The organism is Chromobacterium vaccinii (assembly GCF_001855275.1).
GTDB classification, from domain to species: Bacteria; Pseudomonadota; Gammaproteobacteria; order Burkholderiales; family Chromobacteriaceae; genus Chromobacterium; species Chromobacterium vaccinii.
In genome coordinates, this window is the sequence record NZ_CP017707.1 from 931,276 (window position 1) to 943,229 (window position 11,954).

Genomic DNA, 11,954 nt, shown 5'->3' on the forward strand with positions numbered 1-11,954 from the left:
CATGCACGTTCGCATCACCAGCAGCGCAGTCATGCTGGCGCTGGCCTCCCTGGCCAGTCATGCCGCCCCTTCCGCGCCGGATCGCAGCGTTCCATTGCTGCCGGGCGACCCTCTGGTCAACCAGCAATGGCATCTGAAAAACACCGGTCAGAACGCCTTCTCCAAACGCGGCGGCGTCAAGGGCGTCGACCTCAATCTCGCCTTCACCCACTTGCGCGGCATCCGCGGCATCGGCACCACCATCGCCGTCATCGACGACGGTCTGGAAATCAAACACCCCGACCTGGCCGCCAACATCGTGCCCGGCTCCAAGAACCTGGTGAACGGCAGCAACGACCCAACGCCCGAGTCAGGCGGCAACGGCCACGGCACCGCAGTGGCCGGCATCGCCGCGGCGGTAGCCTTCAACGGCATAGGCGGCCGCGGCATCGCGCCTTCGGCCGGCCTCAAGGGCTTCAACTGGCTACTGGCTCAAACCCTGGACGGCTGGCTGCTGGCGCACGGCAAAAAACCGAATGGCGGTCCGCTGGAAGCCTTCACCGACGCCCGCGTATTCAACCAGAGCTACGGCTCCTCCACCCTCACCTCCGTCCCCGGCAACCCGGATCAGGACATCGAGCTGAAAACCGAGGAAGAAACCTACGAAGACGTCAGCCGCAACAGCCACTGGGGCCGCGGCGCGGTATTCGTCAAGTCGGCCGGCAACGCCTACAACTCCTTCCGCCTGAGCAGCACCGAGGTGATATTGGGTTACCAAGGGAACAACGGCTTGCCGGTGCAGGACGCCAACCTGTCCACCGACAACAACAACTACTGGAACGTGGTGGTGTCGGCGCTGAACGCCGACGGCGTGCGCTCCTCCTACTCGTCGGTCGGCGCCAATGTGCTGCTCACCGCTCCCGGCGGCGAGTACGGCACCGATTCGCCGGCGATGGTCACCACCGACCTGTCGGGCTGCGCCCGCGGCTACAACGTCACCGGCAACACCGCCAACGGCCTGCACGGCGGCACCGCGCTGGATCCCAACTGCGACTACAACGGCATCATGAACGGCACGTCGTCCGCCGCGCCGTCCACCTCCGGCTCATTCGCGCTGGTGATGTCCGCCAATCCGGCGCTCAGCGCCCGCGACGTGCGCCACATCCTGATCACCACCGCCCGCCAGGTGGACGCCGCCCAACCGGGCGTGACGCTGGCGTTCAAGGACAAGAACGGCGGCCCGCACAGCTACCAGGCCATTTCCGGCTGGCAGAAGAACGCCGCCGGCCTGCCCTTCCACCAGTTCTACGGTTTCGGCCTGATCAACATCGACAAGGCGGTGGAAAAGGCGCTGTTCTACAGCAAGCCGCTGCCGCCGCTGCAGAAAACCCGCTGGCAGACTGTCTCGGCCCAGGCCGCCATCCCGGATGCCGACGAACGCGGCGTGGAAAGCGCGTACAACCAACCCGACGACCTGACTGTCGAGGCGGTGCAGGTCCTGGTGGACGCCGAGCACGGCCGCGCCAACGATCTGGCGGTGGAACTGATCTCGCCGTCCGGCACCCGCTCGGTGCTGCTGTCTCCGCGCACCGCTCTAGTGGCTGAAACCTACGGCCTCAACCAGCAACGCCTGCTGTCCAATCAATTCTACGGCGAACAAGCCAAGGGCCAGTGGCGGCTGCGCGTGATCGACACCAATGGCGCCGAATACCAGTACGTCTATCGCGCCAATGGCCAAAACAACGTCTACTCGCTTCCCAACGCGGAAGGCAAACTGAAATCGTGGTCGATCCGCTTCTTCGGCCACCGGAGCGCAGCATGAAACAGATCATCCGACTCATTCCCCTCGCCCTGCTGACCCTGGCCGCCAACAGCCAGGCCGCCGAGCCGCCCTTCCTGGCCCAACCCGCTGGCCAGGCGGTCGTGATCAACGGCAAGACCTACTATAAGCAGGCTCCGCAATCCAAGATCCCCAATGGCGTTTCCGCCCGCAGCACCGGCACCCCGGCGCCGTCGCTGAAGCGCGGCGATGTGGTGCAGGCCGCCAAGCAACGCGTGCCGGCCACCGTCAGCGGCACCGTGCTGGTGCAACTGGCATCGCCCAACGACGAAGCCGCCGTCGCCCGCGATCACGGCCTGACCGTGCGCTACCGCACCGCCAGCATCGTCATCTTCAACACGCCGGCCCAGGCCGATCTGCTGGCGCTGCAGCAAAAGCTGTCCGCCGACAAGCGTGTGAAAAAGGCCCAGCTGGAGTTGGCCAGCAACGACAAACAGGCTGAATAAGCCCCGGCTCGCCGCTCGGCACACGGCCCCGATCATCGATCGGGGCTTTTCTCCGCCTTGCGCACACTACCGCCGAGAGCCCTCGCCCTCACGTCGCGCAAACTGAAATAAAAAACGCCACAGCGCAAGGCTGTGGCGTTTCCATAAACCATCAGTTCAATGAGCTTGGCTTACAGCACCTCAATGATGCCGGCGGCGCCCATGCCGGTGCCGATGCACATCGTCACCATGCCGTGGCCCTTCAGGCCTGCGTCGCGCATGCCGTGCACCAGCGTGGCGGTGCGGATCGCGCCGGTCGCGCCCAACGGGTGGCCCAGAGCGATCGCGCCGCCGTGCGGGTTCACCTTGGACATGTCGAGCTCCAGATCGCGCGCGACGGCCAGCGCCTGGGCGGCGAAGGCTTCGTTCAATTCGATCCACTTCAGGTCGTCCTGCTTCAGGCCGGCCTGGGCCAGCGCGGCCGGGATGGCTTCCTTCGGACCGATGCCCATGATTTCCGGCGGCACGCCCTTGACCGAGAAGGTCACGTAGCGGGCCAGCGGCACCAGGTTGAACTCCTTCAGCACGCGCTCGGACACCAGGATCACCGCGCCGGCGCCATCGGACATCTGCGAAGAGTTGCCGGCGGTGACCGAACCCTTGGCGTCGAACACGGTCTTCAGCTTGGCCAGGCCTTCCAGCGTAGTCTCGCGGCGCGGGCCTTCGTCGGTGTCCAGCACGCGGGTCTTGGCGATGACTTCGCCGGTTTCCAGGTTAGGCGTGCGGTAGGTCACTTCCAGCGGAGTGATCTCGCTCTTGAACTTGCCGCCGTCGATCGCGGCCAGCGCGCGGCGGTGGGATTCCACCGCGAACGCGTCCTGGTCTTCGCGCGACACGCCCCATTGCTGGGCCACTTTTTCAGCGGTCAGACCCATGCCGTAGGCGATGCCGTAATTCTCGTCCTTGGCGAAGATTTCCGGGTTCAGCGACACCTTGTTGCCCATCATCGGCACCAGGGACATCGATTCGGAACCGGCTGCGATCACCACGTCGGCTTCGCCGAGGCGGATGCGGTCGGCCGCCATCTGCACGGCGTTGATGCCGGACGAGCAGTAGCGGTTGATGGTGATGCCGCCCACTGTGTTGGGCAGACCTGCCAGCAACACGCCGATGCGCGCCATGTTCAGGCCCTGCTCCGCTTCCGGGAAGGCGCAGCCGACCACGCAGTCGGAAATCAGCTTCGGATCCAGGTTCGGCACTTGCGCCAGCGCGCCGGTGATCACATGCGCCAGCATATCGTCCGGACGCACATTGCGCATCATGCCGCGCGGCGCCTTACCCACCGGAGTGCGGGTGGCGGCGACAATGTAAGCTTCTTGTACTTGTTTGCTCATTTTCGATTCTCCTGTCGGTCGCCCGATCTGCTCTGCGGCGATCAAGCGACCTTTCATCTGGCTATTGGCCGTGTCTGCGGGAGGATTCGTCGCGAGCGGGCCGAGATCGAAGCGAGAAGCGCAGCCGTACATGTGGTACGGCGAGCATCGCAGCATTCGATATCGGTCCGCGCAGCAGAATCATCCCCAAACACTTAGTTGCGCAGCGGCTTGCCGGTCGTCAGCATATTGGCGATGCGGTCCTGGGTCTTGGAGTTCTTCAGCAAGGTCATGAAGGCCTTGCGCTCCAGTTCCAGAATCCATTGCTCGTTGACCAGGGTGCCGGCCTCCAAGTCGCCGCCGGTCATCACGTCGGCGATCTGCGAGGCGATGAAGAAGTCGTGCTGGCTGATGAAATTGCCTTCCAGCATGTTCACCAGCTGGCCCTTGATCGACGCCGCGCCGGAACGGCCGGCAACCGGGAAGCCCTTCACCTTCAGCGGCGGACGGTAGCCGGATTCGGCCAGAGCCAGCGCCTGCTTCTTGGCGACGTACAGCAGCTCGTAAGCGTTGAACACCACCGGATCGCCCTTGCGGAAGAAGCCCAGCTCCTGCGCTTCCACGCCGCTGGTGGCGACCTTGGCGGTGGCGATGTTCATGAAGTAATCCTTCAGCGCGGCCAGCAGATCGCCCTTGGACTCCTGCGAGGCGCGCAGCGCGAATTCCTTGCAGCCGCCGCCGCCCGGCAGCAGGCCGACGCCCACTTCCACCAGGCCGACATAGGATTCCAGCGCGGCCACGGTCTTGTCGCAGTGCATCGCGAACTCGCAGCCGCCGCCGAACACATAGCCCTGGGTGGCGGCCACGGTCGGAACCTGGCTGTAGCGCAGGCGCAGCGCGGTGGACTGGAAGCGGCCGATCATCGCGTCGATCGCGTCCCAGTCGCCCATCATGAAGGCCGGCATCATCGACTGCAGGTCGGCGCCGACAGAGAACGGCTCTTCGGTCTGCCAGATCACCAGGCCCTTGAAGCGGTCCTCGGCGATGTCCAGCGCGGTGTTCAAACCATCCAGCACGGCCGGGCCGATGGCGTGAGCCTTGGACTTGAACGATACCACCAGCACTTCGTCGCCGGTGGTGAAGGCGCGCACGCCCTCGTTCTCGAACACGGTCTCGCCCAGCAGCTCGGACTTCTCGCCCAATACCTTGGCCGGAGCCAGCTGGCGCTGGTAAACGTCCAGGGTGGAGCGGCCAACCAGCTTCTTGTCGGCGGCATTGTAGGAGCCGTCGGCGAAATGCACGCCGGCGCGGTCGCCTTCCAGCACCCAGGCCGGCAGCTCGGCCTTGGCCAGGGTCTTGCCGGCGGCGATGTCTTCCTTCAGCCACTTGGCCACCTGCTGCCAGCCGGCGGATTGCCAGGTTTCGAACGGACCGGCGGACCAGCCGAAGCCCCAGCGAATGGCGAAGTCCACGTCGCGCGCGCAGTTGGCGATGTCGCCCAGATGGAAGGAAATGTAGTGGAACACGTCGCGGAAGCAGGCCCACAGGAATTGCGCCTGCGGATGCTCGCTGTCGCGCAGCTTCTGGAATTTCTCGGCCGGATCGGCGATCTTCAGGATGTCCTTGACCGCGTCGTCGCCCTTTTCGCCGGAGCCTACGTACTCGCCCTTGGCCGGGTCGAGCACCAGCATGCGCTTGCCGTCTTTCTTGTAGATGCCGGCGCGGGTCTTGGCGCCCAGCGCGCCGTTGGCGATCAGCTGCTGCATCCAGTCCGGCGTGGCGAACAGGCTGTGCCACGGGTCTTGCGGCAGCGTGTCCTGCATGGTCTTCACCACGTGGGCGAAGGTATCCAGGCCCACCACGTCGGCGGTGCGGAAGGTGGCGGACTTCGGGCGGCCCAGGCGCGGGCCGGTCAGGTCGTCCACCACATCGAAGCGGATGCCGTACTTGGCGGCATTGGCGATGGTGGCCAGCATCGAGAATACGCCGATGCGGTTGGCGACGAAGTTCGGGGTATCCTTGGCGCGCACCACGCCCTTGCCCAGCGAGGACACCAGGAAGCGTTCCAGGTTGTCCAGGATGTGGGCGTCGGAGGTCACGCAGGGGATGATCTCAACCAGGTGCATGTAGCGCGGCGGGTTGAAGAAGTGCACGCCGCAGAAGCGCGGGCGCACCGAATCCGGGCAGCCTTCGGCCAGCTTGTTGATCGACAGGCCGGAAGTGTTGGTGGCGAAGATGGTGTGCTCGCCCAGATGCGGCGCCACCTTGTGGTACAGGTCCACCTTCCAGTCCATGCGCTCGGCGATGGCTTCGATCACCAGATCGCAGTCCTTCAGCAGGTGCAGGTGGTCGTCGTAATTGGCGGGCTGGATGTGGGCGACCACATCGCTGCCGGCCAGCGGAGAGGGTTTCAGCTTCTTCAGACCGTCGATGGCCTTCAGCGCGATGCCGTTCTTGTCGCCTTCCTTGGCCGGAAGGTCGAACAGAATGGTCGGTACCTTGGCGTTAACCAGGTGGGCGGCGATCTGCGCCCCCATAACGCCAGCGCCGAGCACGGCAACCTTGCGTACATTGAATTTGGTTTGAGACATGGTTTCCTCGTTTTGTTGAAACACACATGAGACAGGCCCCTCTCAACCTGTCCTGCTTGCTTCAAGGACGGGCGTTGAAATCGTCCTTGCCCATTGCCCTGCGCCGGCAGGGGCTGACGCGGCGCGGGCGGGTACTGCTTGATAGAAACGACCGGGGATAATCGCTATTGTTCCGGTCTGGACCGCAATCGGCTCTCCTCGAGCGCAAACAACGGCCATATCGCGGGCATAGATAAAATATCAAACACTCGCTTTTATGCTGGATTAGTCTAACCCATTTTGGGCAAAATCAAAGCAGGTTTTGCAAAAAAATCGCATGCGGCGCTGGCGCGAGCGCAACACCGCCAAACTGTCCGCTAAAACAAACGGGGCGAACGCCTGCGCGCCCGCCCCGAACCGGTTTCACGACGGCATGCCGCCGCTTAGAAACGGTAGTTGTATTGCACGCCGATCAGTTGCAGATAAGTCTTGTAGCTGCCCTTGACCGTGCCGCCGTTGCCGGTACATGCCGCACCGGTAGTCGGGCTCACGCCAGCCGGGGTGCAGCTGTCAGTATAGTTGACGTTGGCGTTCTTGAAATCGATGAAGCTGTAAGCCAGATCGACCGAACTCTGCTTGTTGATCTTGTAGTTGGCACCGAACGACAGCCAGATGCGGTCGCTATCCGGAATCGCCGGGTGGCGCTGGTCGTCGGACTGCAGCGGCGCCTGCTCCCAAGCCACGCCGCCGCGCAGCATCCAGGAATCGTTCAGCTGGTAGTTGGAGCCGAACGACACGCGCCAGGTATCCTTCCAGTTCTGGTGCAGCACCAGATCGCCCTGGGCAGGCGTGCTGTATTGTTTGATGTCGATCTGCTGCATGCGCGAGTTGCGCACCCAGGTCACATCGCCCATCAACGCCACCTTCGGGTTCAGCTGATGGAAAAAGTTGGCGGACGCGGTTTCCGGAGTTGTAACATCAACCGAGGCAGAAGCATTCGGGTGCTTGATTTTTGCAACAGCACCCAAGGAGTTTTGTTGAATTGGACCAAAAGCATTGTTGGTCACATTTCCAAACGTCCATGTAGACGAACCACTCAAGGACTGCTTCACACTAGAGCGATAAGCCAAGCCAAAGCGTGTGTTTTCATCCAGCTGGAACATATATCCAATATTCCAACCGAAGCCCCAGTCATTGCCTTCCACATGCGCCAAACCATCGCCCTTCACACCGACAGCAGCAAGCTGGGCATTGGTCAAGCCGTAATTTTGTTTTAGATAGGCATTAATACCTGTTGTCGCATCCGCCATCTGCTCCAGCGTCGCATCCATATACTGGGCGGACACGCCGAAACCGAAGGAATGGCGCTCATCCAACTTGAAAGAGATGGACGGATTGATGTTCAGCGACTGCAGGTTGATGCTCTTCAGCGCGTAGCGGCCGGCCCAGTCGAAGCCATAATCCAGCTTGGCGCCGTAAGGCACATACATGCCGATGCCGGCGGTGATCTTGTCGTTGATCTTGTGCGACAGATAGAAGGTTGGTGCGGCCACGGCCTTGGGCGCGAACGTGCCGCCGTTGCCGCCGCCGGTTGCGTGCGCGGGAATACCAAGAGCTCCAGTGGTGGTAGAGCCATTATCGGTATATTCGGAGTGCGGAACCACCAGGGTGCCGCCGATGACGAGCTGGGTGCCGTCCAGCCGGGACAGGCCGGCCGGGTTGGTGAAGATGGTGGAAGGATCGTTGGCCTCTGCTCCGTTGGCGTGGGCGGTGCCCTGGCCGGAGACGCTCTGCGAGCCGAACTGATAACCCGAGGCCGCAGCCTGAGTCGATGCCAGACCGAGCGCGGTGCCCATGATCATCACGGACAGGCTGAGATGCTTGAGCTTCATGCTTCCCTCTCTATTGTAGCTTGGATATTTTCATTAACGATGACTCGGTCATTGACCGCAGCATCATCGATGCTACCAGAGAATTAGAGCAATCCAACCAGATATCAGAGCTTTTGTTCCAAACGTTCGTTTAATGCAACATTTCCACAACAATTTGTTTCCGCCACCACATTTAGGCTAGGAATCGCCCAGCAATCTGGACTTTCCATCAGGGTCGACCGCGACGAAAGTGGCGATCACCTCGGTGATGCGGATGTGCGAGCCGTCCATGCGCTCGGCCTCGACGGAGATCTTCAGCGTGATGGATTTCTGGCCGATGCGCAGGCGCTCCACATACAGATCCACCACGTCGCCCAACAGGATGGGCGCAGCGAACTGGAAGGCATTCACGGCCACCGTGGTCACCGGACCGCGGGACAAGCGCTCGGCGTCCAGACTGCCCGCCATGTCGATCTGGCTCATCAGCCAGCCCGCCTGGACCCGGCCATAGGCATTGGTGCTGGTGGGCAAGGCGCGCACCCGCAATACCGGCGTCCGGTGTTCCTGCTGTTCCATCCCCTACCCCCTTGAAAGCGAAGCGCTGAGAAAAACGGCCGCAACAGACGCGGCCGCTTTGCTCAACGCCGGATGCATGCGGCATCCGGCGCATGGTACCACGTTGCCGGATTTAGAAAATCAGGCGCTGCAGCAATTGCTCGTCATGCTGATCCAGCTTCTTGTCGAAGTCATCCACCATGATCACGTCGCGCTTCAGCTTGCGGGCGCGAGTGACCGCGTCGAACTCTTCCTGATTGATCAGGCCGGTCTGCAGCGCCTCAGCCAAGCGCTCGCGCGCGGTGATGGTCTTGAACTTGCCGTCACGCGCCAGCTTGCGCAGCTTCTGCTCCACCGGCTCGGTAGCCAGGATAGCGTGCAGCGCGTGCTCCAGCACGCCCACCGGATCGGTCTCGGACTTCGGCACATACATGCCGTGGGTCAGGCGGTCGCGGGTGGCGCCCGGCTCCATCATCGCGCGGGCCACCTTGGTGCCGATGCGGTCGGAGGCCGGCTTCAGGGTCAGGCCCCACGGGAAGATCACGCGACGCAACACCCAGGCCAGACCGCGGCTAGGCAGGTTGGCCAAGAAGCCGTCCATCGCCACCTGAACATCGTACAGCGCGTTTTCCACCGCCCAGCTCATCACCGCGATGTCTTCCTTCGGCGCGCCTTCACGCTCGAAACGCTTCAGACTGGCCGTAGCGATATAGAGGCCGGACAGCATGTCGCCCAGGCGCGCGGACAGCTTCTCGCGGAACTTCAGCGAGCCGCCCAGGCTGAACATCGCCATGTCGGACAGCAGCGCGAAGGCGCTGGAAAGACGGGTGACGCGCTTGTAGTACGCCGCGGTGGCGCCGCCCTTCGGGCTCTTCGCGAAGCGGGCGCAGGTCAGGCCCAGCCACAGCGAACGGACGAAGTTGCTGATCACGAAATTGATGTGGCCGGTGATGGCCTTGTCGAACTCTGCGCCGTCGTTGGCCATCGCCGACTTCATCTCGCGCAGCACGAACGGATGGCAACGGATCGCGCCCTGGCCGTAGATGATCATCGAACGGGTCAGGATGTTGGCGCCTTCCACGGTGATGCCGATCGGCACCGCCTGATAGCCGCGCGCCAGGTAGTTGCGCGGCCCCAGCACTACGGTCTTGCCGCCGTGCACGTCCATCGCGTCATTCAGCGTTTTGCGCATGCGCTCGGTGTTGTGGTACTTCAGGATGGCGGACAGCACCGACGGCTTTTCGCCGTTGTCGAGCGCGGTCAGCGCCAGGTCCTGCGACGCTTCCATCTGGTAGGTGAAGCCGCCGATGCGGGCCATCGCCTCGTCCACGCCCTCGAACTTGCCGATGGGCAGGCCGAACTGATCGCGGATGCGGGCGAAGGCGCCGGTGGTGTAGGTGGTCAGCTTGCCGCAGGCGACGGACATCGCCGGCAGCGAGATGCAGCGACCGACCGACAGGCACTCGACCAGCATGCGCCAGCCCTGGCCGGCGTATTCGCGTCCGCCGATGATCCAGTCCAGCGGAATGAATACGTCCTTGCCCCAGGTCGGGCCGTTCATGAAGGCCGAGCCGCCCGGAAAATGGCGACGGCCGATTTCAACGCCCTCGTGCTCGGTCGGCACCAGCGCGCAGGTGATGCCGATGTCTTCCTTGTCGCCCAGCAGACGCTCGGGGTCGTACATCTTGAACGCCAGGCCCAGGATGGTGGCGACCGGCGCCAGCGTGATCCAGCGCTTTTCCCAGCTGACGCGCACGCCCAGCACGTTCTCGAAACGCTCGCCGGTGCGCGGGTGAGTGTAAGAGCCGCGGCAAACCACGCCGTAATCCGGAATGGCACCGGCGTCGGAGCCGGCGTACGGGCTGGTCAGCGCGAAGCATGGCACTTCCACGCCCTTGGCCAGACGCGGCAGGTAGTAGTCTTTCTGCGCCTCGGTGCCGTAGTGCTGCAGCAATTCGCCCGGTCCGAGCGAGTTGGGCACCATCACCGTCACCGCGGCGGTGCCGCCGCGGGTGGCGATCTTGGTCACGACTTTAGCGTGGGCGTAGTTGGAGAATTCCAGCCCGCCGTATTTCTTTTTGACGATCATGCCCAGGAAGCCATGATCTTTGATGAACTGCCAGACCTCCGGCGGCAGATCCTTCAGCTCGTGAGTGATCTTCCAGTCGTCGATCATGCCGCACAGCTGTTCGGTCGGGCCGTCGATGAAGGCCTGCTCTTCCGGCGTCAGCTTCGGATCCGGGAAGGACAGCAGGCGGTTGTAATCCGGCTTGCCGGAGAACAGGTCGCGATCCCACCAGACGGTGCCGGCGTTGATGGCCTCCTGCTCGGTCTGCGACATCGCCGGCGTGATTTTCTTGAACACGCCGAACACCGGACCGGTGAAAACGGCGCGGCGCAGCGGCACGATGTTGAGCGCCGCGGCGACCACGGCGAACACCGCCCAAGCGGCGACAGGCACCGGACAGTGGAATACGAACTGGAGCGCGGCGAGCCAGGCGGCGACACCAACGGTCCAGACCAGCACCGGCGCGGCGAAATACGCCAGCGCGCCGAGCAGCACGACCAGAAGAACGGCAGCAATCATTGTGTTTACCCTCGTGTTGACCCCTCAGTTCCGCATGCGCCGCCGTGATCTTGTAATGGACTGGCGATGCGGAATCAGCCTTCGATGGGCGCGACCAGACCGGCAATCACAAAAGGCACCAGATACTTGACGATCATGTCCGGATCCCGGGCGGTAACGATCTGGCTGCGCGTGAAGATTTTCAGCACATCGTTGCCGGCGAAGGCGTTGAACATGACGCTGAAGGCGAGGTGCATCCGCCAGGCGAGCTGCTCCGGCTCCAGGTGCGGCAGCGCCCGTTGGAAGGCGCTGGTATAGCGTTGCACGAACACGCTGTACTGCTGCGAGATGGTCTCGCGCAGGAGGCGGTGGTTCTCCACCAGGGTCCGCGACAGCAAGCGCACGAACATGGCGCCGCCGCGCGACGGATCCTTGGACAGAGCCAGACAGGGCCGTATGAAAGACAGCACCAGCTGCTCCAGCGGCAAGTCTCCTTCCCGCGCCTCCAGCGTATCCAGTTCCGCCAGGCACCCTTCCAGCAAGGGCGCCAGCCTGCGCAGAAACACGGATTCGAACAACGCATCCTTGGAGCCGAAGTGATAATTCACCGCGGCCAGATTCACCTCGGCCTGCTGGGTGATCATTCGCAGAGAAGTCGCCTCGAAGCCGTGCTCCACGAACAGACGCTCCGCGACGTCCAGGATGCGGGTTGCGGTATCGGGACGGTTGCCCTCCATGATCTCCAGAGCCTTTATTGTGTTTTGTGATTTGGTCT

At 63.1% G+C, this 11,954-nt stretch carries 8 protein-coding genes; 2 read left to right on the forward strand and 6 right to left on the reverse strand.

The features are described 5' to 3' along the window. Nucleotide 1: 1 nt before the first annotated feature. Nucleotides 2-1,801, forward strand: a complete 1,800-nt coding sequence (locus tag BKX93_RS04125; protein WP_046156964.1) for a S8 family serine peptidase — start codon at nt 2-4, stop codon at nt 1,799-1,801. Continuing rightward, nucleotides 1,798-2,265 (forward strand): hypothetical protein, encoded by a 468-nt coding sequence (locus BKX93_RS04130; RefSeq protein WP_046156965.1) that lies wholly within the window; start codon nt 1,798-1,800, stop codon nt 2,263-2,265. The genes BKX93_RS04125 and BKX93_RS04130 overlap by 4 nt, the downstream gene beginning before the upstream one ends. A gap of 170 nt (nt 2,266-2,435) precedes the next feature. On the opposite strand, the gene BKX93_RS04135 is transcribed toward BKX93_RS04130, so the two are convergent. The 6 genes from BKX93_RS04135 to BKX93_RS04160 form a co-directional block, all read right to left on the reverse strand. Then, nucleotides 2,436-3,638, reverse strand: coding sequence for an acetyl-CoA C-acyltransferase (locus BKX93_RS04135; RefSeq protein WP_070978845.1), 1,203 nt, complete (start codon nt 3,636-3,638; stop codon nt 2,436-2,438). A 194-nt stretch (nt 3,639-3,832) separates the two neighbouring features. Continuing rightward, entirely contained in the window at nt 3,833-6,208 is a 2,376-nt protein-coding gene (locus BKX93_RS04140; RefSeq protein WP_070978847.1) for a 3-hydroxyacyl-CoA dehydrogenase/enoyl-CoA hydratase family protein, read from the reverse strand. Nucleotides 6,209-6,630: 422 nt separating this feature from the next. After that, nucleotides 6,631-8,079, reverse strand: coding sequence for an OmpP1/FadL family transporter (locus BKX93_RS04145; RefSeq protein ID WP_070978849.1), 1,449 nt, complete (start codon nt 8,077-8,079; stop codon nt 6,631-6,633). 177 nt (nt 8,080-8,256) lie between these two features. After that, the gene (locus BKX93_RS04150) at nt 8,257-8,634 is read right to left on the reverse strand and encodes an acyl-CoA thioesterase (protein ID WP_021476037.1); all 378 of its coding nucleotides are present in this window, start codon (nt 8,632-8,634) and stop codon (nt 8,257-8,259) included. A 112-nt stretch (nt 8,635-8,746) separates the two neighbouring features. After that, a complete protein-coding gene (locus BKX93_RS04155; RefSeq protein WP_046156969.1) occupies nt 8,747-11,200 on the reverse strand; it encodes an acyl-CoA dehydrogenase in 2,454 nt (817 codons plus the stop codon). Nucleotides 11,201-11,274: 74 nt separating this feature from the next. Continuing rightward, nucleotides 11,275-11,916, reverse strand: coding sequence for a TetR/AcrR family transcriptional regulator (locus BKX93_RS04160; protein ID WP_046157005.1), 642 nt, complete (start codon nt 11,914-11,916; stop codon nt 11,275-11,277). Between the last annotated feature and the right edge of the window lie 38 nt (nt 11,917-11,954).

What these genes read in the sequence shown, in the direction of transcription:
- BKX93_RS04130 (WP_046156965.1), top strand. Translation starts at nt 1,798, where the DNA reads ATGAAACAGATCATCCGACTCATTCCCCTCGCCCTGCTGACCCTGGCC.
- BKX93_RS04150 (WP_021476037.1), bottom strand. Translation starts at nt 8,634, where the DNA reads ATGGAACAGCAGGAACACCGGACGCCGGTATTGCGGGTGCGCGCCTTG.
- BKX93_RS04125 (WP_046156964.1), top strand. Translation starts at nt 2, where the DNA reads ATGCACGTTCGCATCACCAGCAGCGCAGTCATGCTGGCGCTGGCCTCC.
- BKX93_RS04135 (WP_070978845.1), bottom strand. Translation starts at nt 3,638, where the DNA reads ATGAGCAAACAAGTACAAGAAGCTTACATTGTCGCCGCCACCCGCACT.
- BKX93_RS04140 (WP_070978847.1), bottom strand. Translation starts at nt 6,208, where the DNA reads ATGTCTCAAACCAAATTCAATGTACGCAAGGTTGCCGTGCTCGGCGCT.
- BKX93_RS04160 (WP_046157005.1), bottom strand. Translation starts at nt 11,916, where the DNA reads ATGGAGGGCAACCGTCCCGATACCGCAACCCGCATCCTGGACGTCGCG.
- BKX93_RS04155 (WP_046156969.1), bottom strand. Translation starts at nt 11,200, where the DNA reads ATGATTGCTGCCGTTCTTCTGGTCGTGCTGCTCGGCGCGCTGGCGTAT.
- BKX93_RS04145 (WP_070978849.1), bottom strand. Translation starts at nt 8,079, where the DNA reads ATGAAGCTCAAGCATCTCAGCCTGTCCGTGATGATCATGGGCACCGCG.